Below are 25,475 nucleotides of genomic sequence, written 5' to 3' on the forward strand. Positions count from 1 at the left end.
TGAATGATTGCCACGATCGTGCAAGAACAATTCACAGTCAATAGCAGACGGATGGCAATCGGATTACTTAACGGATCTGGGATGGACGAAACCCATGCCTTTTAGCACGCCAGGCAACAAACAGAGCAAGAAGCAAGAGAAGCAGGAGTGCCCAAGGAAAGGAGAGATATAGGTGTACAAAATATTATGAGCCAGCATCCAGGCAAGAACCACAACCAAGATAGGAATCACCCCAGGTGTGAGTAAACTTTGAATACTGAAATGCGTTTATCAGCTGACTGTCCCGGATAATAAAGCAGCGACAGAAAAAGACTTGATAAATAAAGTCTTAGATTGCCGCTGTTGTTGTTCAATTATCGTTTCCCGTTAGTTTAGTCAAGGATGTTACGAAAAAACTATATATTTCGATTTTCATATTTAGATCAACCCCAATTGAAGGATTTAATGAAAATAAATTAAAAATCACCATACTATTTTAACAAAAAATTACTGAACATGTATTTCCGATTTGATATCATTTTGACTTAAAAATTTCATTAAATCATTACTCAGCTGCACAATCTCATTGTTAGCATTATTCGCATAATCCGGCAACATCATATCCCTAACCATTTTAGTTCTTAGCCATGTCATAAAGAAAAGATCCAAAAATAAGTTTGGAAATTTCAGCACCAATTTAAGCATTGATGGATCAATTGAAACGCCAGCTTTTTGTATTGCCCTTAGATACGCTTTTAAAGTGACTGTTATTTTGCGTGCCGTCTTTCTGGTTCTGGCTGTTTTTTTGTCAATAATCTTATTCTCAGAATGCAAAAAACTCAACATGGCAATGTCTGATACGGAATGTGTGATTAGATACGCTTGCATATCTTTTTTAATAACGTAGGGAAGCTTTGCAGTTTTAAATAATTTTGCAAGGTTTTCTATGCGTTCTGTCGCTACACCACTAATTTCTCCAAATGCAGTTGCCGCTATGAACTTTGGTAGAAATCGAGCATGCAATACTCCATCTTTAATCTGTCCGCCGAAGCCAGGAAAAGCTGGTAAAAGTCTATCTCCTATGATATCCAGCCACGAAGAAAATCCAATTGAATTACTAATCATCGTAACTATATTTTTGCTTTGATTATCTTTTAGCGCTAACAACGCTGATTCGGATCGATCATAACGAACGGTAACGAAAATAAAATCGTATACATCGTCATTTTCGAGCGTATCAATGACATTCACTTGTATCGATCTAACTGTACCTTTTTCTGTATATTGCAGGCCATTTTCTCTTAATGATTTAAATCTATTCGATTGTGCAAACAGGCTAACGTCAAACCCTGCTTCAATAAGCTTAATTGCGTACATGCTCCCGATGACACCTGCACCAAAAATTAAAATTTTATCTTGTTTTGCTGACAATTAAACCACCCCTACTTATTAGCATTTTCTTTTGATTATCCGACAACATGTTGTATGATGTGATTATAAATCTTCATTATTCCTTGATCAACCATCAGTTTTTTATGATTTGTCGGATGATATTCTTATTCGCTAGTAGGAGGGAAACATGAAAAAGCAACCCCAAATAACGGAGAAAACAAGACAAAAGTTTGTAGAAGTTTTTTGTGAGTTATATAGCCAAAAGCCGATTGAAAAAATTTCGATTCAGGAAATCTCGAATAAGTCAGGATATAACCGCAGCACCTTTTATCAATACTTTACTGACATTTACGAATTGTTAGACTCTGTTGAAAATGACTTATTGAATGACATGAAAAAAGAATTGGCGAATAATGAGCTATCGATGGATACGGTTCAAGATACGCTCAATTGTCTGGATAAAAAAGAACATCTCCTGGTTCTTAATGCCCTTTTGGGTGATTATGGAAGTGCCCGTTTTTTAAAACGCTTAAAGAAAGAAATCACTTTGGATCAATTAGGATTAAACGTTCCGCAAAACCAATCCTTAACGCCATACTTCATTGAGTTTTACCTGACAACTGCTCTTTCTTTGTTTCGTCTTTGGCTCCAGCGTCAAAAGGATTTATCGTCTGAAGAATTTTTCAAGTTAGTGGAGAACCTATATTCAAGAGGGATTACGCCCTATTTTAAAGAATGAGTTTGTCATTCAAACCAAACCCATATGTTGTATAACAATAAAAAAGTGTGCATAAGCATGTTTACCCAATAGACTCCAAAAGACTGGCCTAACCTACTCTTAAGATGGACGATGTTTTAGAGCACGAGATAGGGCGTTATTGCTTATATATGTACGGAGCGACATTCCATACGATCAGTTTCTGTTATATTGAAATATCAACGAAATTGTTTGTAACCTTTTGCAAATTCGTATCTAACAATTGATTCAACGGTGTAATCATAATTATTAGGGCAAAGGAGAATCATCTGGGAAGAAACTTATATAACTGGCGATAAAAGTACCTAATTATCAGTATTTGATCCAAATTACTTGACTATGACGTTAGGTCATAGTGCATAATTCTCACTATAGACGACTAGGAGTGAGAGATATGAACATAAAAACATTGCGTTCAGACCACATTTATCAAAAAGTTGCCCAAGCTTCGCCCGAGGAAAAACTTGAATTATTCAGAAATGAAATGATGGCTCCCTTTATGAAACAATGGCAAATTCAACAGATCCCTTTTAGAGCTGAGGAGGGGAATGGTTTTGACGTTGTTACGTTTAATAGTATAATGCATCGATCCCCTGATCAGATTACCCAGCAGATTTCATCTGAGGTAGAGTTGATTTCATCAGATTCTTTTTGGTTAGAGTGTGAGCACGCGGTAAGGAAAAGCCTCCGTCTATTTATAGAGCATGAAATAAGTCTCCCCGTATCCGAATATTTGTTTACCATTCAACTAGGGAATCCTGAAAGCAGTGCCTTAACAATAAACGAAGGATATAGTGGCTTTGGGGGCATTCCCGGGTTTATCTGGGGTACACTCTTGCCAAATGAGTACACGATTTCTCGAATGAAGGCTGCGCTGGCGCACGAGTGCAACCATAATGTGCGATATCAATTTATTCAGTGGGATCACACCGTTAATTTGGGCGAGCTCATTGTAAGTGAAGGATTAGCTGAAAACTATGCTATGTTCATGTTTGGCGAAGAATTGCTCGGCCCTTGGGTAACGAAAACAAACGCAGACACACTTAACAGGCGCATAAAGCCTGTCCTTAGAGAGCAATTGCAATTAACAGGGTTTGATAAATTTGCTCCGTATCTTTACGGTGACGAGATCGCCAAACTTCAAAACTTTGAACCGGTCAATATGCCTTATAGTGCTGGCTACGCTTGCGGATATTATTTAATCCAATATTATTTAAGAAAAACAGGAAGAACAATCTTTGAGGCCACAATAACACCTGCTGCTCAAATACTAGACGAAGTAAAAGGATTTTGGGATGAAGAAACCATTATTAGCTGTTAAAGATATTGTTCAGATTACAGGCATTACAAGCCGGACCTTGCATTATTACGATAGGATTGATTTATTTAAACCGACACATCTGACGGAAAAAGGGTATCGCTTATATGATCGAAGCAGTTTGGAAAAACTTCAAACTATTTTGTTCTTAAAGGAATTGGATTTTTCCTTGAAAGAAATTGCGGACATTTTAAAGCTGACCAGGCAAGAACAGAATCAAATATTAAAGAAGCAGAGACAAACCTTATTTTCGAGAAAACAAAGACTAGAAACCATCATGGTTGCTCTCGAAGAATACGTTTCGGGGAATGATATTAGTAATTTGCAAATTTTCAACAATTCTTCCGTTTTGCCATTAAAAGAACAATATGCAAATGAGGCGAGATTCATCTATGGTGAAACAGAAGCGTATAATGTGTTTAATGAAACGTTGGATAAACTATCACAAGATGAAAAAGATGAACGTTTTCAATCGATGGAGGAAGTATTCAAGCAAATTGCGTCTTGTGTCGATCAGCATCCTTCCTCCGATGAAGTTCAGCGATTAATCGAGGAGTGGAAAAAAAATCTAATGCAATTCATGCCATGTGATAAAGAGCTACTGGCTTGCATTGCCGATACTTATAAATTCGATGTACGATTCAATAACTACTTTAATCAATATAGCAATGAGGATTTTGCAGATTTTCTACACAGTGCTATTATGCATCATATATCTCAATCGTGAACAGGAAAATTCGTTTGAAACTTCGGTTGATAAGCGGAGTGTGCAGATAGAAGAAAGGAACAATATAGAAAAGACAGCCAAGATAAATAATTTGAAAGCCACAGATAATGCAGTTTTTATAATAAAAAATGAGGAACAGATAGAGAACGCCATACCATATAAATCGAAAACATTTTGGTATGAGTCTTGGCTGAAGATAAAAGAGTTCTTCGGAGTCTAACACGGTTGAACTAACGGGAAACGAAGGCCCGCGATGGAACTCGCCCAACAATTGGGCAGACGCATGGGGAACTTCATCGTTATAGGACTCTTTATGAAGTATATTCATGCTGGCAATGGACAACGCTTAAGGTTAAGTATTATCTTATACGGGAGGTCATCGCTTCTTGAAATTTGAAATAGGACGTTGCTTACTGAATGAACGATTGATGGAATCCGGAAAGTCAGCGGAATGGCTGGCAAAAGACTTGCTTTTTAAACCAGAACGAGTTTACGACTTTATTGAAAACAAAAGAGTGATGCCACTCAAAATTGCCATATCGATCGCCGATTCCATCGGTTGTGATGTTCGTGCCTTGTATGAATTAATTCCGAACGATAATGAAGTAAAGGGAGATTAATGGAATAAGTGGTAGGTTGCATTAAAACTACAAATGTGATCCATTAAGCTAGTTAATGATAAACGATAGCTCAATCAAAATAAGAAGGCAGCCGGTCAAATGATCGGCTGCCTTTTCATTAGCTAATAAGCAGTTTACAGTAACGAAACTGATACATTTTGGATTGAGAAACCGTCTTTATATTGAAGCAGCAAAAGGAGGGGAGGTTAGGCTAGCTAGGCAGGAATGATTGGAACAAATGAAAATGAAATTTTTTTAAAGGAGACTTGAGATGAGATTGTTTGAATTATTGCTATATTTGTCAAACATCAGTTTGTTTGTATTAACAGTTGTATTAAAAAAAGGTCAGCGTATAATTCCAGTATTCGTTGCAAGCGGGATCGCCGCAGTTTTACTGGTCATTCATTGGACGGTGGAAGGATACCGAGTGCAGCTGTTTTTATCATATTGCATAACGGTCTTTTTTTTAGCCATTTCAAGTTATAGTTATTTAAAAAAAATCAGTTTCCAAAAAATCCCTCGATTCCTGTTGGGTTCAGCTTATACCGCTATAGCGATCATGCTGGTCGGAACAGCGGTCCTCATGTATGCTTTTCCTGTATTTAAACTCCCTGAACTGACAGGCAAATTTAAGGTAGGAACTCAAACGTTTCATTTTGTGGATACCAATAGGGAAGAGATTTTTGATAAAGCAAGAGAGGGTAAAAGAGAATTGATGGTTCAGGTATGGTATCCGACTCAAGCTGGTAGTGGCAAGCGAACTGCTTTTATTCCCGATACGCGGATTTTAAGTTATATGGCCGCGAACTATGGTCTTCCCGGGTTTACTTTTCAACACCTGAAGTACGTATCCAGTCATGCATATTCGGAGGCGGAAATCTCTACGGCACAGACTTCATACCCACTGATCCTTGGGAATCCCGGCAACGGCTCTTCTAGGTTCCTCCACACGTCGCAAGTCGAATATCTCGCGAGTCACGGATATATCGTGGCAATGATAGACCACACCTACAACACATCTGCAACCGAGTTTCCGGACGGTCGAATCACGACCAGCACAACCAACGACTTATTCTCGCCTGACCATGATTATCGGACGGAAAGCGGAAATCGCGACAAGTTAGGGAAAGTTTTAACCGACGATGTGGTGTTTGTGCTGGACCAATTCGAACTTATCCAATCGGGGCAGATTCCAAGTCATCTAAAAGGCTGGATTGATCTCGACCATGTCGGGGTGTTCGGTCATTCTATCGGTGGAGCAACGGCTTATGACGCTTCTTACGATCCGCGAATCGCGGTTGGCATAGACCTGGATGGAGGGCTTTATCGTCTGCGTGAAAGAGAGGGACTGCAAAAGCCGTTTTTATTCCTCAACTCGGAAAGCTATTTTGAAAAATTAAAAATGGTGATGGATAACCGGGTCTACACGGATGCAGAAATTAACCGTATGGGCTCAACCAGAGAGTGGGAGGATCAAGTAACGGAAGATAAAAAGTTAGAGCTAGAACGAATGCGCAAAGCGGTCGACGAAGGGGGACAAGTCCTCTATATCGAAAATACGGAGCATTTGAATTTTACCGACGTACAGTTCATTTCTCCGATTTTCAAAATGCTGGGCATTACAGGAAAGATTAAGCCCGATAGAGCGGACTCCGTTACCAATACCTATATGCTGAATTTCTTCGATATGTATCTGAAAAATCAAGACGGAATCTTAATGAAAGGACCGGATAGCCGTTTTCCGGAGGTGAAGTTCGTAACCTCGCTATAAATTACGGAGCAGGTTAATATGATTGCAGTTATTTTAGACTGAAGCAACATCATTACGCTTACGGGGAATGATCGATCAATCCATACACGATAGCAGCCGTCTAGATGATCGGCTGTCTTTTTATTAAGCTAACGGCCACCCGTTAACTTTACCCTTTTAAGTACCGTAGCCGAAGTAGAATATTGTTACGCCATCCCGATCATACGATCGAGGAAGAAAGTGCTCCAATTTTCAGCCATTCTGAAAGAAACCAAAAGAATGAGCAACATGGTAGACGGCCTACTTCTTCTGGCAAGAGGCGTTCACATGAGGAAGTTATCTCATGCACACCTGTTAGTATTGACGGGATCATTAAAGAGATCGCCAAAAAAATGGAGCCAATAATGGATTACAAGCAGTTGCGGGTACAGCTTCATGTCGAAGGCTCGGAATTGCTCATGAATGGAGATGAGAATCGTCTCATACAGTTGTTCATGATTTTGTTGGACAATGCCATTAAATTTACGCAGGCGGATGGGCAAATCGATCTTGAGTGTCTTAGGCAGGGGAAATCAGTTCTTGTAACCGTCAAGGATAACGGAGTGGGTATTTCGGAACATGAATTACCACTCGTATTTAATCGCTTTTATAAGGGAGATTCCTCTAGAAGTAGAGGGGATCATGGAGCAGGTCTAGGGCTATCGATCGCACGTTGGATCGTCGATCAACATCAAGGTACTGTCCACATTAGCAGCGGGGTAGGGTGTGGTACGACAGTTATGATTCGTTTTCCGGTGATTAGTTAAATAATAATAGTACTCTTCAAAAGAGACTTACAATTGTTGTCGGGACTTTTGGGGATATCTATAGAACGCAGCAAAGTTCTTTATTATCTAATCTTTTCAAAAAAGAAGAAATTAGTACATCCTGTGCAATAAGCGAAGAAGATTATATGGCTTCGCTACCGGTTATTAGCGCATATAAACAAAGGGTGATTATCGCTCAATGTTTAACTTGGATGTGATGCCTTGTAGGAATTTCAAAAAAACCGTTGAATCAGCTCAACAGTTTTTTTGAATGCATTTGTGTGTCGTCCTATAAGTGGTTGATGAAACTCTGAGCAATTGATATGGCCAGTCGAAATCGCAAGGCTCTAATTAATGATGTGGTTATTGCTCGGAACTCGAAAGAGGAAGTGATAAATAGATCAAATAATATAAACCCCTAGATTGTGACACAATCCATATAGATCTATGTATAGTCTAAGTAGAATGCATCTTAGTGACATATGTACAAAATACGGGTTTTGTGAGGAAGTAGTATATAAATTAAAGGAACCAACCAATTTGATCCAAATTATTGCCTATTTACTGTCTATTAATGATTATCTAATCAATGTTCAAACCTGTTCAAAATAGCTGCCCTTTCATAAGCAATTGATTCTTATTTAGTAATCGATTTATCTTAAACGATTATTAAGCTTTAAAGCTCATCAGAGTGTCGCATAAAACTTTAAGTGCTGATAATGTTTTTATTGTTGCATTAGATTAAATAACTCTCGATTATAAAAAGTTAATTATTACCAGTATTTAACTTTTAGAATCATCCTCATACATGTTCATCTTTAAAGCTTTAATTTCAAAGCAACTCTTCAGCTATCCTTAATTGTCTTTCCCGTTCTTTAGTAGCTGCCTCTGCAACTGAAGAATGTTCTGATATGTAATTCACTAGTTTAACTGCATAGTCACTGCAAACCATAGCATGTCCTCTCATATGTCCAGTTGCAATGGCTTGTGCAAAAGAACGGGCAGCATACTTACTAACCTCGGTTGTGGACTCTTTGGCCAATTCATTGACTATGAATCCAACTTTTCTTAAATCAAAGGCTCTAATCTCACCAGTTATACGCTTTTCTAGCGTTTTTATACCTAAATCAATCCGCGGGTCATTTACAAGCTGCTGGTCCAGATGATCCAGGTGCTCAACTGCTACTTTCAAAGCCCATTTGGCCAGAAACTTCTGCGGCAGCTCTTCAAGCGTTTCTTCAAGCCAATTTCTTAATTCATGGTTATCTATAATCTTTATCTTTGGACTAGTATAAGTAAACATGTTAGTTTCTCTTAATTGCTGTTCATGTTTATTCCATGCATATTCCTCAATATTCAACGAATCACTCCCCCATTACAATACGGCACTATTTAATTGCTTCAGATCTTCTTTTATAAAAAGAGTGTACCATACTGAAAAAATGTAAATTAGCCATATTCTACGCGAATAGTCGCCTTTATTACTCCGATGCTGGGTAAACATCTCTTCGATGATATTCATATTGAATATTTCTTCAATGCCACTATATCGTATTTGTTCGAACATTATATCTGAAGTTGGAGTTTTGAGCCAATCACGAATGGGTACGGGAAATCCTAGTTTCGGGCGATTCACAATAGCTTCCGGAACGATTCCTTCCATAGCTTTACGCAAAGCAAGTTTTGTTGTTTTTTGCCCAATCCGATTGGATACAGGTATTTTACTAGCCGTTTCGAAAACCTCTTTATCTAAAAATGGGACTCTTAATTCTAATGAATGTGCCATGGATAGCTTATCTGCTTTTGATAAAATATCTCCAGGTAACCAAAAATTCATATCAATAAACTGCATTCTTGTCGTAGGGTCTAGGTGAGCTGTCTTATCATAAAAAGGCTTAACGATATCCGCGGGATGTAAAAAGCTATGCTGAGCGTGTACCGATTCGTGGAGCAAATTCATCTTACCGGTTTTGTTGAAGATGTTCGCATTACCGAAAAAACGTTCTTCTAAAGGTGTCAGACCCCGAAGCAAATAATTTTTTCCATAAAAATGATAGGGATATACGGATAATGATTTTCGTAACGAATCCTTTATAAAGTTAGGCATCCAGGTTATCGGTCTTAAAGCATTTGGCTCTCTATAGATTCTGTATCCTCCGAATAATTCGTCAGCACCTTCCCCTGATAAGACAACCGTAACATGTTCTTTGGCAAGCTGGTTTAGATGATAGAGTGCAATGGCAGAAGGATCCGCTACAGGTTCATCTAGATGCCAGACCGTTTTCGGGATACTTTCAAAAAAGTCTTTTTGCGATAAGATGTGAAAATAATGATCTGTCCCCAGTTTGGCTGCTGTTTGATTTGCAATGATTGTTTCATTGTTCAACCCTTCAAATCCAATTGAAAAGGTTTTGGTGGATTCTTCTGTTCTCATCATTGCAGCTATAGCTGTAGAGTCAATTCCACTGGACAAAAAACATCCTCTATTCACATCACTTTGTAAATGAAGGTTTACAGACTCTTTCAATTTCCACTGAATTTCTTCTGCGTAGTCTGCTAAAGATCGTACTACCGGTTGAAAATGGGGTTCCCAATATTTCTCGATCTTCATTTCACCTTCCGAGTTAACAAATACTCGCTCTGCAGGTCCTAATTTATGAATGTGTTCAAACATCGTATCAGGATGCGGGACATACTGAAAAGTTAAGTAGCTGAATAAACTTTGATACTGAAGCTTTCTGGGTACCCCTTGCACTGCAAGTATGCTTTTAATTTCCGAAGCAAATAAAAGATTATTTTCGTCTTTGTAATAATAAAAAGGCTTGATCCCGAAATGATCTCTAGCAGCAAAAAGAGATTGTTCCTTAAGATCCCAAATCGCAAAACTAAACATTCCACGTAAATGATGGACACAGTCCTTGCCGTATTCCTCAAATAAATGCACAATGACCTCTGTATCTGATTGCGTCTGAAAGTGATGTCCCTTTAGCTTAAGTTGATCTCGTAGTGTTTTATAATTATAGATTTCACCATTAAAAATAATCCAAAGAGTACGATCTTCATTCGTCATCGGTTGATTGCCATCACGTAAATCAATTACAGACAATCTGCGAAAACCAAGTCCAATGCGAGAATCGAGCCATACTCCCTCATGATTGGGACCTCGGTGATTCATAACCCCTGTCATTTGTTTTAAGGTTTCTTCATGTGGTGGCTGTCCATTATATTTTAATATTCCTGCTATTCCGCACATACTCTGGCAGTCCTTCCTATTATAAAGATTAGGATATAGAGTGCCCATAATTGCTTTGATAAATTTATCATTTTTTTCTAAAGGATTCACTTATTTGAAAATATAAAAAAAGAAAAGCCTGTATTAGCAGGCTTTTCTCATTCATTTTTACTTTATCTCTCCCAGAAAGCTTCTAAAGTTCTCGACAATGTCTTTAGATCGGGTATGGTGCAAATAATGCTCCCCATCAAGCAACATCAATTTCCCGTGTAAGGAGTCTTTAATCTGTTCTTTATGCAGGGATTCCCAGCCTGGAACATCCGTATTGTCTTTCACTAGGAAGAAAATAACAGGAAGATCTTTAGGGAAATTTAATGTTTCCGTGGCTTTGAAATTGCTTTTAAAATGCTCTGCTTCGCTGATGATATTAGGATTCATCATGTTTTTAAGTGAAATCATTCTATTTTGTTCTTTAGTTTCCTCATCATCACTTGGTGTAACGATTTGATCCGGGTTGAGTTTTACTAGCAATCGCATAAATCCTGATTTTTTAAGCAGCTTATAGGTTCCTGATGGAAATTCTTCATCGTTGCCCCCTTGTGTGGGTACGCTGCTGTCGATGCCTACGAATGCACTAACTTCGTTTTCGTATTTGTTCACATAGTCCAGTCCGTAAATTCCTGCTATAGAGTGTCCCATCAGAATATAACGATCTATCTTTAATTCTTGTAAAGCTTCATGAAGCTCACTCACTATATTGTCGACCGTTCGTTCTTTTGTGGTGACATCACTTAGTCCATAACCAAACGGCTCAACTACTACAACTTTATAGAAAGGAGTCAGTTCATCTACAAGTGGTTTGAAATCAATTACGGGTGATGCGGTTCCAAACCCTGGGAGTAACACGACCGTTTCCTTGCCTTGCCCTTGTATGGTTACATTCATCTTTTTCCCGTCGACAGGTACAAGCTGACCATAGGGTTCTATTTTTCCTTTCTCCACTTTATTGCTGATCACATTGACTGTAAAAACGATGACCAGAAAAAGTGCTAGGAGGATGACTATAGCGACTATTACTTTAAGTAAAATTAATAATGTTTTCTTCATACTTTCATTTCCTTCCTTGATGTTTCTTTTAGTTTCTCCAACTTCTGCACCCCTTCTTGTTATCCCTTATCTTTTGTCTATTCCATTCTATCAATCCAGTCTTAGATCCTGTGTAACGCAAGTTTAATTGATTCTTAACTTTCAACAGCCCCTAATGATAACGATTTAAGCTTCTGTTAAGATTGGAATAACAAAAAAACACCTTTAGTTATCCGTCGATTAACCATAGGCCAATTCAACGTTTTCTAAAGGTGTAGTTTCCACTTATTAGTTCATTGATTATTTACGCGCTGCACGAAGCTTCTCAGGAGTTACATCATTTCCATCCGGATCTAAAATTGTCACTCCAGAAAGACTGTTACGAACTTGTCCACGAATTTCACGCAGGTAGTCTTCACGCAATGCGATCTGTTCAACCCATTCGCCTTGTGTCAGACCTACTTCACGTTCTTTCTTAGCTAATTCATTGATGCGAGTCAAACTTGTAATCATCTATGTTCCTCTTTTCTTAGTTTTAATTAGCTTACTAACGGTTATGGCGATTAGTTCCAGATTCAAGCTAAATTATCAGCCATTTGTTTCATAAGTCTTCTTAATAATAAACGTTCTTCAGGTATAATTCCGGCTAGTAATTTATCCAGCTGTTTGTTCCAGATCTGTTCCACAGGTTCGCAGAGATTACGTCCGGCTGGGGTTAGATACACTCGGCTAACTCTGCCATCTTCAGGATCTCTTTTTCGAACAACAAACCCATGATTTTCAAGAGATTTCACCATATTTGTTATGGTTGGAGGCTCACAATTCAAGCGTTCACTTAGCTGTATCTGTGTCATTCCATCTGTTCTCCATAACCGGCATAATAACTGTTCTTGACCCACATGAAGATTAAGTTCTCTAAGCAGCTCTGCATAATCTCTACGCATTTCCGCTGATATTCTATCCAGTAGTTCCCTTATCTCATCTTCTATCACAGATATTTCCTCCGTACTGCCTTACAAATTACTTAGCAAGCTAATAATATCACGATTTATTAAAAATTTCAAATAAATGTCCGTAACGTTCATCCTGTTTGCTGACCAAACCATTAAAAAAGGAGTAAAACCACAAGATCACGTAGATCTTATTTTTTTACTCCTGCCCAGTCAACACTTGACTTCGTTCTCAATTATTTTGTGGAAGCCGCACTTCAAACATCGTCCGCACTACACTGCTTTGTGCAGAAACTGTTCCAGCATGTTGTTCCACAATGTTTTTAGTGATAAATAAGCCCAGTCCCGTACTCCCTGTGGGATGCGTTCGCGCTCGATCCCCGGTGTAGAACATATCAAAAATACGCGGCAGCTCTTCCGGATCAATACAATCTCCATAGTTAATAATCTCAATAACGACTTCGTTTTCTTCTAAATACCCATGAATATCAATAAATTGACCGTCGCTTCCGTATCGCGCTGCGTTAGTGAGAAGATTCTCAAATACACGTGCCAGCAGCTCACCGTCACCCTCTATCTTCAGAGGTTGGGTTACATCCAAACGGGAAGTAAGACCATTTTTCTCAAAAACGGGATATAACTCTTCATTTAATTGTAAAAGAAGCTCACTAAGGTCGATCGAGGTTTTCTCAAGCGTAAGCTTACCATAGTTCATTCTTGTGATTTCAAATAGCTCATCAATTAATTTTTCCAAACGTTGAGATTTAGTATAAGCAATCGTTGTGTAATGTCTGGTCTGTTCTGGCGTTAATTCATTGTCCTTAAGGATAAAATCCAAATAACCTATAACTGAGGTAAGTGGAGTACGCAGATCATGTGCCAGATTTAACACAAGTTGATCTTTACTGCTCTCCGCAAAGTCTCCCCGCTCAATAGCTTCCTGAAGATGATCAATAGCCAGATTGATATCATGGCCAATAAGGCCGAATTCATCTTTAGAAGGGATATCCACCCGCTCCGAGAAATCACCCGACGCCAGCTGATGGATCCCTTTCGAGATTTCCTTGAAATAATTTGCATATGGTTTAGTAAATATAAAAAAGAATAAGATGGCCAAAGGAATGAAGATAATCAAAAACGCATTAACATCACCGATATCCCGCATCAAGTAGCGAACTTTAGTCAATGGATTTTCTAATAAGACCTCTGATCGATAATATCTCTGCAGAATTTTATAGATTGAAAAGGTAATTCCACCGGATACAAGCATACTGGCCATCAGCAGCATAATCATTTTTGTACGAAAGCTATAAATCATTTTAGGCATTGGTTGTATACCCTTCCCCTACTATTTATCTTTGTAGTGACAATGGTATATGAATTCATTCAAAATCTCAAATCCTTCGAATTAAAGATCTTTCCGCACAAAAATCCGCAGAGAAATGATATATGAACAGCTAAGCAAGAATATATAAGCCAGCCCTAGGATTATAAAGGGAATGACCGTACCTTTCACTCCAAAACTTAGCCATCTGTTCACATCAGGTATCCACTGGATCAAAAAGCTAAACACGTTCGGGCCAAACATAACAATCATCATAAATACAAGATTAACCACTTGTGCCCCCTTTGCCCCTAACCAGTAATGAATCGGTAAATAAAGCATCGCAAGGAGAGGGAAAATGGATATCGTAATACCAACCTCTTGCCAAAAATGAGGGGTTACGGCTTTACCTGTCACAACAATCAGGAGATAGGTAAAGGCCGTTGCTGCCAGCCCGACAAGAGCAAACGGAAGGATCGAAAAATATTTGGCACGGACAAGCTCTTGTCTCCGTACAGGGAGATTAACGAGAAACCGTTGCGTCATCTGCTGAGTATCCATTGAACAGGAGCTTATCAATAACAGCATAGGTGGCATTACCGTAAATAAACTGAAGCTATGATAGTTTGAGTATGCTATGAAAATAAAGAAAGGGATTAGCAGCATCAGAAATTTACGCAAAAGAATGAAGTCTTTTTGAATTAAAAAAAATGATTTATACACTTTACGTCCTCCTTAGCTTATAACTCTTCCTTGCTAAACAATCGTAGTGAAATTCTATACGAGCAGTACAATATAGATAGATAAACAATCCCTGTCAAACCAACCGGCACCAGATGATCTTGCAGCTTTAAATGGGTAATCGTTAAGAAAAAGGATGAATTTGAGAGTGAAGATCCAGTGTTTAGGGTGGTTATCGTTATTACTACATTAAAAAGGATATTGAAGTAATAGTTTTTGGAACCAAGCCAATAATGAATCGGCAGATAAATAGACGCAGTCAAAGGAATCATCAGTAATGTTAAAGATACCCCTATCCAATAAAACGGGCTTATGGAATATCCAAATGAAAAGGAAATTAGTAACAAAGCTAAAGAGCAAACCAAACCGATGAAACAATAAGGAACAAGTGATAAGTATTTAGCCAAGATAATCTCTTGCCGTCTTACTGGCAACCCTATAACAAACTTTGTGTTGTTATTCTGTGCATCCATAGAACAGGAGTATACGAGCAACAGTAAAGATTGAAATGTAGCAAACATGCTGGAGTTATCCAGTTGAACATATGCGATAAACAAGATACTCAAGAGAAATATAGGGATAAAATTCCGCAGGAGAATAAAGTCTTTTCGAATCAGCAAAAAGAGATTAAACATACAAAGTGTTTCCCTTTACCGTAAAATACATGATTTCTTCCAGAGTAGGTGTTTCGCATATGGCATGACCTTTAAAGAAGTGTTCCCCCTCAGAGCGATTGTTCAGAAGACCCTCGAAACCAACTTCCGTCTCTCTAAGCCCGATGAACCATTTTCGTACATCCCGATCAAGCAACTCTTTTTTGCCTTTAACCAGCATATATTTGTTGGCTAGAGATTCTTTCATTTCATTAAATACTAGGCGCCCTTCATTCACAAAAACAATATAGTCTGCGATCCGGTCCAAATCAGTCGTATTATGCGTTGAAAAAAGAATAGACTTCTTCTCATCCTGGATATGCTCACTAAGCAAATCAAGCAACTCTCTTCGGAATATAGGATCAAGTCCTGCAGTAGGTTCATCCATAATGAGCAGATCTGCACCATGTGATAAGGCAATAGCGAGCGAATACTTCATTTTCATTCCTTTGGAGAGCTCCTTAATCTTTTTCCGCGGGGAAAGCTTGAACATCTCTATGTATTTCCTATACGTTTCTTGATCCCAACGACTATAAAAAGGAGCAATAATCTTACTCATCTGATCGATGGTTAATTGATCGTAAAAGTAATTTTCATCGGAGACATAGCCAATCCGATCCTTATTCTCTGCTTCATGAATAGACATCTCTTGGTCAAAAATCTTGACGCTGCCGCGATCAGGAAACACCATCCCCATCATCATTTTAATTATTGTTGTTTTCCCTGCCCCATTCGGCCCAATTAGCCCCGTGATATACCCTTCTTTGATACCGAACGTAAGTTCGCATAGGCTAAAATGGCCATATTTTTTAGAAATTTGGTCCAATTGAATGACTTCTTTCATTCTGTCTCCTCCTCATAAAGCAATTTCAACATCTCACTAAACTCAGCAAAATTAATCCCCAGCATTTTACTCTCGTCGATAATCTCCTTCATTTTTTGCTCCATAATCCGTAGCCGTTGTTCCCGAATAAACTCCTGATCTGCACCAGAAACAAAGGAACCTTTCCCCACAATTGAATTGATAAGCCCTTCTCTCTCCAGTTCTTCATAGGCTCGTTTCGTTGTAATTACGCTAATCTGCAGCTCTTTGGCTAATAGCCGGATAGAAGGTAATGGGGTACCAGACACTAATTCTCCTTGCAGAATCATCTGGCGGATCTGGCTGACAATCTGTGCATAGATGGGTTCACCGGAAGTGTTGGATATCAATATGTTCATGGAATCGTGCCCTCACTCCTAGTTTATGTGTTATCAATGTATATATGTAATATATACACTATACTCAATGTTGTCAATTACCTTTCTTGTATCGGCAAAAAAGCTGATTCCTAGGATCTAAGAACCAGCTTACACAGTTATCAGATATTTTCTCCATCACAATAATCCAGCACTTTTTAAAAAACGGCTAACAATATCTATCTGATAGCGAATCCGTAGCTCACGATCAAGGCTCCAGCAGGTTTCCACAGTAAATACTTTAGCCCCTAATATACGGGTAACGGCTGCCCTTGAGGAGCCGGGGCGCTCCCGTAAACGGATATTAAAATGATAAGCGGTTTTGGGAATCGTTCGATTAATGCCTTTGATGACACGTTTTGCTGTACCTATTCCTCGGCTTCCCGGAGTGACGATGATCGACTGGCCAAGTCGCTTCGGATTTTTTTGTGACAACCCATTTGCTTCATGAAGATCCAGAAACCAGGTGGGACGATATCTTAGTACTAGCTGTAGCAAAGCTGAAGCTAATGGATGTTTTGCCACTACTTTGTTAGAACGTGGAAAGGTGCGATTTAAATCGGGTACACCTCTGATCCGTTTGCGGTAAGCTTTTTGATTCAATAGAGGAACTACAATGATCGTGCCCCGGTGTATATACAACCTTCTCTGGTTAAAACGTTCTACAATGATCTGTGCGGCACGAATACTTCCTGTCTCATTCCCATGTATCCCCGACACCACCATAAAGACAGGACCAGGAAGCTCACCTCTAATCACATAATAAGGGGTAGCAAAAGCTGTGGACGATGCTAAGGTATAGCTTTCAACGATCATAAAGGATCACCTCCACATTTAGATAATCCATATATGTGTATTCCGATATACCCCAGTTGTCCTAGACAGATAAGCAAGAAGAAACGACGTTGTCTTTTTTTAAAGATAACAATCGTTTCTCGTAGAAATATATTCAAAAAAAGCCTGATTTCTCAGGCTTCCTTAGTCCTAACTAGTTAATTTATTTATACGCCGGGAGCCAGTCTCCATGGGCTGTGATCAGCTCGTCGCACATATTTGTAATGTCATCCATCGACAATTCAGCTGCTGTATGTGGATCAAGCATTGCGGCGTGATAGATATGCTCTTTCTTATGGGTAATGGCCGCTTCGATCGTTAACAGCTGTGTATTGATGTTTGTACGATTTAGTGCGGCGCACTGCGGAGGCAGATCTCCCACGTAGGTCGGAGTTACTCCGCTTCTATCTACTAAACAAGGGACCTCTACACATGCTTCATTTGGCAAATTGGTGATAAGACCTGTGTTCATAACATTGCCACCTATTTTGAAAGGCACATTAGTTTCGATGGCTTCCATGATATAAGACGCATATTCATGCGAACGTTCATGTTTAAGTTCTTTGTTATTAACCAATTCTTCCCGCATTTGTTGCCAACGTTCAATTTGATCTACACAGCGGCGTGGATACTCGTCGAGTGGAATTTGAAACCGTTCGATAAGCTCAGGGTAATTACGTTTGATAAAATAAGGATGATACTCTGCGTTATGTTCCGAAGATTCCGTAATGTAGTAACCGAATTTAAGCATCATTTCATAACGGACCATGTCTCCGTGATGTTCTTTTTGCTTCTCAGCTGCACGGCGTTTAATTTCCGGATACAAATCCTCGCCGTCTTTAGTAACCTCCAATAACCAAGCCATATGGTTAATCCCAGCGATCTTAGCCTGAACACCTGTCTGATCCATACCCAGATGCTCGAACAAGCCCGGAATACAATGCTGCACACTATGACATAATCCCACCGTCTTTACACCGCCATAGGTATTCATCACATTGGTCAGAACTGCCATAGGATTCGTATAGTTCATAAAGAGTGCGTCCGGACAAACCTCCCGTACATCCGCAGCAAAGTCCAGCATCACTGGAATAGTACGCAGGTTACGGAATATCCCACCTATGCCAACTGTGTCCGCAATCGTTTGCCGCAAGCCATATTTCTTCGGAATTTCAAAATCTGTGATGGTGCAAGGATCGTAACCTCCCACTTGGATTGCATTAATGACATATTTAGCTCCACGCAAAGCTTCTTTACGATCCGTATAGGATTTCACAACACAAGTGCTGCCGCTGCTCTCTTTTATATTATTAAGCATATTCTCGGAATCTTTAAGGCGTTGCAGATCAATATCATACAGGGCAAGTTCAAACCCTTGCAGGGCTGGCGTTCTCATACAATCTCCCAACACGTTTTTGGCGAATACGGTGCTGCCCGCTCCGATAAATGTAATTTTAGACATATGAAATATTCCTCCTTATAGGTGAGGTGAACGGTGTTAACATCGCAGTTTTATGGAGTAGAGTAAACTATAATTCCCTTATAAACACTAGGATGTTAGATCATAACCGTCTGCTCTCTTCACTAATCACTATAAATGAGAGCGGTCCCAATGAGTATGGAGAAATACAAGAGAAATATGGACGTTTGTTGCATTTGTATATTCAATCCTATACTCTAAATGTATTATAAAAGCAATCTTGGGGAGGTCCTAAGTGAATGGCTTCAGAGCATTATCATTTTACAGCAGGGTTTAATCTGGCTCCCGATGATCATGACCTATCTGTATTATTCAGCGGAGAAGGCAAGCCTGTTCCTGGCCATAAAATGGGCCCCTCTGTTCATGATTACTATCTCATTCATACAGTAATTGATGGTAAAGGTGTTTTTCAAAGTGGCAGTAATTCACAGGGATGTAGTAAGGGGGATACCTTTGTAATTTTTCCGGGTGCGTTATTTAGCTATCAGGCAGACATGGATCGTCCGTGGACATATGTATGGGTGGCCTTACAAGGGGAAGCGGTTGAACAGCTACTACACGAAGTGGGAATTACAAGGGACAAGCCAATAATCCACTTAGATAACCTAATAGAGATACATAAAATATATGAACATATTCGTTTATCCTTTCAGCAATCTGCTTATCCTCGACTGGAGAGCTTAGAAGCTTCGGGTTGGCTGCGGCTGCTAGTGCACAAATTCGGTGTTGCGAACATAAGTTCGCTTTCCTCTCAATCGATAGAATTACCGGATGTTATCGACCGCCAGATCGATCAAGCGATCCGTTGGATTTCTCTGCAGTTTCATCAACAGATCAGTATCGACCATATGGCATCGTCTCTAGGCTATCATAGAGCGCATCTCTCTAAAGTCTTTAAACAAAAGATCGGCATGTCTCCCAAACAATATTTATTAAAGGTTCGTATGGATAACGCAAAAAAACTGCTAGGAGGAACGCTGACCATCGACCAGATCTCTTCCTCGGTCGGTTTCAATGACGCGTTATACTTCTCCAAGCAGTTTCGTAAGTGGAGCGGCATGTCTCCAAGTGAATTTCGAAATCATCTTCGAACGGGCAAATGATTGATCTTTCTTACGTTTCTTTCATGGCTTTAGATAAAATAGAGGTAACAAACGTTGTCTTTCCTTCACAATAAGCATCAATGTCATAACGATGTTGTTCTGCCAGGCGCTGTTTGACCTCTGCATACGCTTGACGCGCTGCTGTATTCGATCGCAGATAGTCTCTGAAAGCGATATGCTCCAAGTAGCCTTTTCCATCCTTAGGGCAAACATACAGATGATATTTCATAAACCCGTCATCCTGAAGTCTTTGAAAAGCTTCTCTGCCCTCTATTCCCAAGTTCCCTTGGTGTTCATAACCACGCTGTTGTAAACGTTCGATGATTTGTGGGAGTACATCGTAGCTTTCCATCACAAGATCTAGGTCGATGATAGGTTTAGCAGCCAGCCCTTCAATGGAAGTACTGCCCACATGCTCGATAGAAATAATAAGATCTCCGACATAAGATAAGAGCTGTTCTTTTAATCTATTGAATTCTGCCTTCCACTCTGGGTTATACGGGACAACCTCTATAACTTTCGTCTTCTCAGCGATGATCAAACACCTCCCGGGTATAATAAAAGGTAATATAATACGTTTCTAGCTAATCTCCGGTATATCCTCTTTCTCGATCACTCTATAGACTATCCATATACATAGAGCGGCTACAACAAGCGTTCCCCCCATTAAGCAGACGCCACTCCAGCCCCAATGCTGCCATGCAAAACTTCCCAGCGTGGATCCAATCGCTCCACCTGTAAAAGTGCTGACCATAAAAACAGTATTTATACGACTTCGAGCCGCTGGTTCAAGTGCATATATCCGTGTTTGGTTACTGACCTGTGATCCCTGTACCCCAAGATCCAGAATAATAACTCCTGCAATCAAACTCCAGATTGTAAATCCGGCTAAACCAAAAAATCCGTAAGCAATCAATGTAATTAACAGTAGGATTCCTACAATCTTTTTGGGAGCAATTCTGTCTGCTAACCTCCCGATAAATGGAGCACCAGCAGCACCTGCTACACCAATAAGACCAAACAATCCTGTGATTGAGCTACTGTAGTGATAAGGTTCTCCTTCCAGAAAGAAAGCTAGAGAAGTCCAGAACACACTGAAGCCGCCAAACATGCAAGCCCCAATTAAAGATGACTCACGAAGCGTCGAATATCTGAGAATCAGTTGCCCCATTGATTTCAGCAGATCGGAGTACGAAGAATTATTGTCTGGTTTCGTTGCCGGGATTAGCCGATAAAGAATAAGGGATAGCAATAACATGACTACTGCGGCAATCCAGTACATCGCCCTCCAGCCGAACATATCCCCTATAATTCCGGATATTGTTCTTGCTAGCAGAATACCAAAAAACAATCCACTCATTACTGTACCTATAACCTTCCCCCGTTCCTCCGGTAAAGCTAACTCAGCCGAGAGAGGAATGATGACCTGCGGCACCACCGTAGTTATGCCGATAGCAAAGCTCGCGATATACATCCAAGTGAGGTTTTGTGCGGTAGCGAAACCAATTAGGGACAGTGATACAGCAATAAGAAGTCCGGATATCAGTGTTCTGCGTTCACGAATGTCACCTAGTGGAACAAAAAATAACATTCCCAGCGCGTAGCCGATTTGAGTAAGCATCGATACATATCCCACTGAGTTAGAGGAAGCATTAAAGGTGCGTCCTATCTCAGCTAGGAGCGGCTGATTATAATACATATTTGCCACGCTTAGTCCTGATGCAATGGCTAGAATTAGGATGAATTGCTTAGATAGACCTTCTCCTACACGAACAGCAGCGCCTGTGATAGATTGTGTCATGAAATTATGTGCCTCCGTTCACGTATGCTGCTTCAAACAGCGAGCTTTATTTTCCCTAATATATTATATCAGTCACTGTCAACCTTCTTTTTTCAATAGATTAATGATTAGTAAAAGCAAAAATATAAATATCTGCATAAGTACAATTTATAGTAAAATATATAAATCTGAGCTAGGAGTGGATGGGTGTGCACCAGAACGAACAAATCATAAACAAACTACAAAAGAACCCCTTAAAGAATGTTAGCTTGTTAAAAATGTTAACCTCCTTCCACGAAGTCATGAAAACACATCTAGTAGAGCAAGGTGAGCAGTGGGGTGTTGTTTTACTTCTTCCAGCCACAGCATACGCATATGATCATAGGGTATATCCTCAAGCGGATTACATCGTATTTTTGGATTACAGCTGCCCCGATATATTTCCAGCATTACTAACGCTGCTCCCCACAGAGGCGAAGCTTGTTTTTAAACTGCAGGATGTGAAGTACCAAGAGGCACTGTCTGCGCATTTTTCTTTAGAAAAAGTTCGGGGGTTTTTCTCTTACAGCACAACTGAGGGGTTAAGGTATGTTAAGGACAAAGAGGTAACAATCAATCATTCATTTGACGACAGACTACTTCCACTTTGGGCTGCTAACCATTACAATAAGGAAGAAATTGAGGAATATTTCCAAAAAGGAGCGTTTTCCGTTTCAATCTTTCAGGGCGACAATCCGGTTAGTACCTGCCTAGCGTTCCGCAATGAAGAGCAGATTTGGGAAATCGGCGCTGTACATACTTTAGAAGCATTTCAAAGATACGGATACGCGAAAATGGTAGTTCGCACAGCCATACAAGAAACGTTAGAACGAGGCTTTATTCCACGCTATCACGTCCTTGAAAGAAATCAAGCGTCCATTCGTCTAGCTGAATCTATTGGACTTGTCCCTTGTGTGCAGCTAGAGCACTGGATTAACTACATTCAATAACAATTTCTATTGGAGGTGATTTTAATGAGCTATCCACCAAACGACAATTTGAACTATTATCAGCCTCCACCCCCTCCGGCACCAACGAATGGCAAATCAATCGCTGGTTTTGTCTTGGGAATCCTCTCCATTGTTGTGCCTTATATTGGTTTTCTGTTAGGAATTATTGCGATTATTCTATCCGCCTTATCGCTGAAGGAAATCCGTAATCGTTATGAACAAGGCAAAGGCTTAGCGATTGCAGGTCTGGTATGTGGAATTGTGGGCACGCTGATGTACGCAATTATTATATTATTCGTCGTTGTGTTTGTTTTTGCAGCTTCTACTTACTAACCACGAAAAGGATCTCAATAGCCATCATCGGCTGCTGAGATCCTTTTTGAGTTAACACGTTTATCAAGTGAACCCTTCATTCAGTCGTGGAACCAAAATCGGTGATTTTAAGCTTTACATCAAAGGTTAATGGCATCCGAATAAATTCCTCGTCCCAATGATCCTTGACCTTTTTCCAAACCTGCGGTTTTTCTATGCTGAACCAATTTCCGAACCCTGCCACATCTACTTTATAGGTGGAATGCATTTTGTGAATAAGAGCATTAATTTTTTCGGTCAATCTCTCCTCGAATATCTTCTCCAATTCTTTGAAATAGGCAACTTCCGCGGAATGCTCATTATCATCCCAATGCTCAATAAGACGTCCATCAGACTCAATCGCAACATGAAAGGAAAACTTCTCATCAGCAGTCTCCTTCAGTGTAATCTTGCTCTTGACTGATTTAATCTCATAAGTAATTGCTTCGTTTGACTGATCATATGTTTTGATGCTCCCGCCTTTAACATCGCCTTTGATCCAGGCAATACTCTCCACATCCTGTTGGTTCAGATTGCCGATCCAATATCCTGTGTCTCCCTTGATAATACCGGCACCGGAAAACTCCACCTCACCATTTGCCTCAATAACGTTCTGCAAAACAAAGCTTTGCTTCGAATACATCAATGCATCTAGATTCGACAATGTTATGCCCTTCATAACTTTACTAGTCCTGAAGTGGTTATGGACCATGTCCTCCAGACGAAAAGAAGGAACCTCCTCTGCTGTCGTGTTTAGCGTATCAGACGCACGTCCTTGGCTAAGAAAGATGAGGCAGCTAGGGCGAATATCGTTATCACGCAACAGAAAGTCCATTAGCCGTCGGATTTTCTCCTCTTGTATCAATTTCTCGGATATGACAACAACCTTGAGGTGATGGCCTATAATCGGACGGTTCTTGCGGATCGAAATCTGGCGGAATACTTCAAGCAGGGAATCTCCAGACTCTGAAATATTATGGAAATGAGTTTTGGGTGTTTCACCTTCTTTGCCGGAGTTTCCAATTACATTTTCAGGCACAATTTGTACCGTAGCCGTCAATTTATTATGCTTAAGGTAACTTCCTCCGAGTTCCTCAAATTTCTTTTCGACTGTTTGAGGTTCCCCCTTGTCAAGCGCCAATCCCGTATAAACACTCAAGTCTTCAATTTCCTTACTGCTCCAGCAGCCGGACTGCGTAAGCAGAATCATAAATACCAATAGTAAGCGAATAACCTGCTGTCTAAACATTCTGCTTGAGTCCTTTCTTCCTAATGATTAATACAATCGACAATAACAGTGGCAGCAATATAAAGATCAGCACACCCATATAGCCAATCGCATCACCAAGACTGAAGACATCATTGATGCGTTGAGGGATCATCGTGCAGATGAAGATGATGGGCATTAAAGCGAACATAACCGGATGGATCTTTAGGTGAAACACCTGGGAGATTCCGAGTGACGCATTAAAGAAAAAGCTGCAAAAATTGCAGAACATCTGCATCAGCCAGATAACCAGCAACGGAAATTCAAATCGTTCAAAAAAGAACCCTGAAATTTCAAAGCTCCGCACCAAATCTATCGTCGGCCAGGTGCTGGAGATTACAGAATTAATAGATAAGCCGCCGATAACCATTACAACAGTAACCAAATATAATACAAATGGTATGCTTAAACCAACCAACATTCCCTTGACTGCTTGCTGTGGATGCTCCATAAAGGCCGTCATTGTCATCACAACCTCACAACCGGTAAAGATCAGGATGCTCGACTTCATGCCTCGGATCACCGGGATCATACCTTCACTCAGAAAAGGACGCAAATGCTGGATATCAAATATTCTGGTACTTAAGATATAACAAATTATCAGGATAAAAATACTGATCGGAAATACAATCTGAAACACGCGGGCCATGGAATTAATCCCACCATACACCAAATAAGTGCCCACCCAGATGAACGGCATCACAATCGCCCAGATCGGTGTCCCTTCCAGAAGAAAAAACAATGTTACTTCCGCCAAAACGCGGATTTCGAAACCCGCTATCACAATAAAGTACAGAATCAATATTGTACTCATTACACTGCCTGGAATATTCCCAACAATTCTTTTAGAATACTGAAAGACAGTCTTCCCTGGAAATTGCTGGCTAAGCTTCACCATAACCAATATCACCAAAGATACGGTGATACCTCCCAGCACTACTGAAATCCAGGCATCGGGAGTCTGTACAGCCTTAACAACATTTCTGGGCAAAGTCAAAATTCCCGCACCTAGCATTGAATTGGTCAAGATTATGGAAGCCTGCGAGGTTGTGATCTTGTCATCAGTTCGTTTGAACACTGTGGTCTCCCCTCTGCTC

General features: G+C 39.9%; 26 protein-coding genes. 9 read left to right on the forward strand and 17 right to left on the reverse strand.

Annotation, left to right across the window (positions count from 1 at the left end; genetic code table 11):
* Positions 1 to 486 precede the first annotated feature (486 nt).
* Entirely contained in the window at positions 487 to 1,410 is a 924-nt protein-coding gene (locus MHH86_RS16310; protein ID WP_076316463.1) for a 2-dehydropantoate 2-reductase N-terminal domain-containing protein, read from the reverse strand.
* A gap of 148 nt (positions 1,411 to 1,558) precedes the next feature.
* Between MHH86_RS16310 and MHH86_RS16315 the strand changes: the two genes are divergently transcribed.
* The 6 genes from MHH86_RS16315 to MHH86_RS16340 all read left to right on the forward strand — a co-directional run bounded on the left by MHH86_RS16315 (position 1,559) and on the right by MHH86_RS16340 (position 7,349).
* Positions 1,559 to 2,110 carry a TetR/AcrR family transcriptional regulator gene (locus MHH86_RS16315; protein ID WP_076316464.1) on the forward strand — a complete coding sequence of 184 codons (552 nt, stop codon included), beginning with the start codon at positions 1,559 to 1,561 and terminating at the stop codon, positions 2,108 to 2,110.
* Positions 2,111 to 2,522: 412 nt separating this feature from the next.
* A complete protein-coding gene (locus MHH86_RS16320; protein WP_036676993.1) occupies positions 2,523 to 3,449 on the forward strand; it encodes a DUF2268 domain-containing protein in 927 nt (308 codons plus the stop codon).
* A complete protein-coding gene (locus MHH86_RS16325; protein WP_076316465.1) occupies positions 3,424 to 4,173 on the forward strand; it encodes a MerR family transcriptional regulator in 750 nt (249 codons plus the stop codon). Before MHH86_RS16320 ends, MHH86_RS16325 begins: the two co-directional genes overlap by 26 nt.
* Positions 4,174 to 4,559: 386 nt before the next feature.
* Positions 4,560 to 4,793, forward strand: coding sequence for a transcriptional regulator (locus tag MHH86_RS16330; RefSeq protein ID WP_076316466.1), 234 nt, complete (start codon positions 4,560 to 4,562; stop codon positions 4,791 to 4,793).
* Between the two features lie 271 nt (positions 4,794 to 5,064).
* Positions 5,065 to 6,564: a dienelactone hydrolase gene (locus tag MHH86_RS16335; RefSeq protein ID WP_342479361.1), complete on the forward strand. Its 1,500-nt coding sequence runs from the start codon at positions 5,065 to 5,067 to the stop codon at positions 6,562 to 6,564.
* A gap of 371 nt (positions 6,565 to 6,935) precedes the next feature.
* On the forward strand, positions 6,936 to 7,349 hold the full coding sequence (locus MHH86_RS16340; protein WP_076223752.1) for an ATP-binding protein: 414 nt from the start codon (positions 6,936 to 6,938) through the stop codon (positions 7,347 to 7,349).
* Positions 7,350 to 8,181: 832 nt separating this feature from the next.
* Here the strand turns inward: MHH86_RS16340 and MHH86_RS16345 are convergent.
* The 12 genes from MHH86_RS16345 to MHH86_RS16400 all read right to left on the reverse strand — a co-directional run bounded on the left by MHH86_RS16345 (position 8,182) and on the right by MHH86_RS16400 (position 18,870).
* Entirely contained in the window at positions 8,182 to 8,709 is a 528-nt protein-coding gene (locus tag MHH86_RS16345) for a putative immunity protein (protein WP_076141277.1), read from the reverse strand.
* Positions 8,710 to 8,724: 15 nt separating this feature from the next.
* Positions 8,725 to 10,602 carry an asparagine synthase (glutamine-hydrolyzing) gene (asnB, locus tag MHH86_RS16350; protein ID WP_076141278.1) on the reverse strand — a complete coding sequence of 626 codons (1,878 nt, stop codon included), beginning with the start codon at positions 10,600 to 10,602 and terminating at the stop codon, positions 8,725 to 8,727.
* Between the two features lie 147 nt (positions 10,603 to 10,749).
* Positions 10,750 to 11,688 (reverse strand): alpha/beta hydrolase, encoded by a 939-nt coding sequence (locus MHH86_RS16355; RefSeq protein WP_094900689.1) that lies wholly within the window; start codon positions 11,686 to 11,688, stop codon positions 10,750 to 10,752.
* Between the two features lie 279 nt (positions 11,689 to 11,967).
* On the reverse strand, positions 11,968 to 12,180 hold the full coding sequence (locus MHH86_RS16360; protein ID WP_036676956.1) for a DUF896 domain-containing protein: 213 nt from the start codon (positions 12,178 to 12,180) through the stop codon (positions 11,968 to 11,970).
* A gap of 62 nt (positions 12,181 to 12,242) precedes the next feature.
* Positions 12,243 to 12,659 (reverse strand): MarR family transcriptional regulator, encoded by a 417-nt coding sequence (locus tag MHH86_RS16365; RefSeq protein ID WP_254848917.1) that lies wholly within the window; start codon positions 12,657 to 12,659, stop codon positions 12,243 to 12,245.
* Between the two features lie 190 nt (positions 12,660 to 12,849).
* Complete coding sequence (locus tag MHH86_RS16370; protein WP_036676951.1) at positions 12,850 to 13,944, reverse strand: HAMP domain-containing sensor histidine kinase; 1,095 nt, start codon at positions 13,942 to 13,944, stop codon at positions 12,850 to 12,852.
* A gap of 81 nt (positions 13,945 to 14,025) precedes the next feature.
* Positions 14,026 to 14,664 carry an ABC-2 transporter permease gene (locus MHH86_RS16375; protein ID WP_036676948.1) on the reverse strand — a complete coding sequence of 213 codons (639 nt, stop codon included), beginning with the start codon at positions 14,662 to 14,664 and terminating at the stop codon, positions 14,026 to 14,028.
* A gap of 17 nt (positions 14,665 to 14,681) precedes the next feature.
* The gene (locus tag MHH86_RS16380) at positions 14,682 to 15,317 is read right to left on the reverse strand and encodes an ABC-2 transporter permease (protein ID WP_036676945.1); all 636 of its coding nucleotides are present in this window, start codon (positions 15,315 to 15,317) and stop codon (positions 14,682 to 14,684) included.
* Positions 15,310 to 16,179, reverse strand: a complete 870-nt coding sequence (locus tag MHH86_RS16385; protein ID WP_036676942.1) for an ABC transporter ATP-binding protein — start codon at positions 16,177 to 16,179, stop codon at positions 15,310 to 15,312. Before MHH86_RS16385 ends, MHH86_RS16380 begins: the two co-directional genes overlap by 8 nt.
* The gene (locus MHH86_RS16390; RefSeq protein ID WP_036676940.1) at positions 16,176 to 16,556 is read right to left on the reverse strand and encodes a GntR family transcriptional regulator; all 381 of its coding nucleotides are present in this window, start codon (positions 16,554 to 16,556) and stop codon (positions 16,176 to 16,178) included. Before MHH86_RS16390 ends, MHH86_RS16385 begins: the two co-directional genes overlap by 4 nt.
* Before the next feature lie 156 nt (positions 16,557 to 16,712).
* A complete protein-coding gene (locus tag MHH86_RS16395) occupies positions 16,713 to 17,390 on the reverse strand; it encodes a succinylglutamate desuccinylase/aspartoacylase family protein (protein WP_339210022.1) in 678 nt (225 codons plus the stop codon).
* A 181-nt stretch (positions 17,391 to 17,571) separates the two neighbouring features.
* Positions 17,572 to 18,870: an alpha-glucosidase/alpha-galactosidase gene (locus MHH86_RS16400; RefSeq protein ID WP_036676934.1), complete on the reverse strand. Its 1,299-nt coding sequence runs from the start codon at positions 18,868 to 18,870 to the stop codon at positions 17,572 to 17,574.
* Between the two features lie 257 nt (positions 18,871 to 19,127).
* Between MHH86_RS16400 and MHH86_RS16405 the strand changes: the two genes are divergently transcribed.
* The gene (locus MHH86_RS16405; RefSeq protein WP_076099101.1) at positions 19,128 to 19,991 is read left to right on the forward strand and encodes an AraC family transcriptional regulator; all 864 of its coding nucleotides are present in this window, start codon (positions 19,128 to 19,130) and stop codon (positions 19,989 to 19,991) included.
* Between the two features lie 10 nt (positions 19,992 to 20,001).
* On the opposite strand, the gene MHH86_RS16410 is transcribed toward MHH86_RS16405, so the two are convergent.
* Both MHH86_RS16410 and MHH86_RS16415 read right to left on the reverse strand, forming a co-directional pair.
* Positions 20,002 to 20,532, reverse strand: a complete 531-nt coding sequence (locus tag MHH86_RS16410; RefSeq protein ID WP_235219390.1) for a GrpB family protein — start codon at positions 20,530 to 20,532, stop codon at positions 20,002 to 20,004.
* Positions 20,533 to 20,571: 39 nt separating this feature from the next.
* Complete coding sequence (locus MHH86_RS16415; protein ID WP_076099100.1) at positions 20,572 to 21,792, reverse strand: MFS transporter; 1,221 nt, start codon at positions 21,790 to 21,792, stop codon at positions 20,572 to 20,574.
* 281 nt (positions 21,793 to 22,073) lie between these two features.
* Here MHH86_RS16415 and MHH86_RS16420 point away from each other — a divergent pair, with 281 nt between their 5' ends.
* Together MHH86_RS16420 and MHH86_RS16425 are read left to right on the forward strand one after the other, a co-directional pair.
* Entirely contained in the window at positions 22,074 to 22,760 is a 687-nt protein-coding gene (locus tag MHH86_RS16420; protein WP_170914196.1) for a GNAT family N-acetyltransferase, read from the forward strand.
* A 24-nt stretch (positions 22,761 to 22,784) separates the two neighbouring features.
* Positions 22,785 to 23,093, forward strand: a complete 309-nt coding sequence (locus MHH86_RS16425; RefSeq protein WP_036676925.1) for a DUF4190 domain-containing protein — start codon at positions 22,785 to 22,787, stop codon at positions 23,091 to 23,093.
* Positions 23,094 to 23,169: 76 nt separating this feature from the next.
* On the opposite strand, the gene MHH86_RS16430 is transcribed toward MHH86_RS16425, so the two are convergent.
* On the reverse strand, positions 23,170 to 24,360 hold the full coding sequence (locus MHH86_RS16430; protein ID WP_036676923.1) for a Ger(x)C family spore germination protein: 1,191 nt from the start codon (positions 24,358 to 24,360) through the stop codon (positions 23,170 to 23,172).
* Positions 24,353 to 25,456, reverse strand: coding sequence for a GerAB/ArcD/ProY family transporter (locus tag MHH86_RS16435; protein WP_036676920.1), 1,104 nt, complete (start codon positions 25,454 to 25,456; stop codon positions 24,353 to 24,355). The genes MHH86_RS16430 and MHH86_RS16435 overlap by 8 nt, the downstream gene beginning before the upstream one ends.
* Between the last annotated feature and the right edge of the window lie 19 nt (positions 25,457 to 25,475).

The organism is Paenibacillus sp. FSL F4-0097, from assembly GCF_038593125.1.
In the GTDB taxonomy this organism is placed as follows: Bacteria; Bacillota; Bacilli; order Paenibacillales; family Paenibacillaceae; genus Paenibacillus_AQ; species Paenibacillus_AQ odorifer.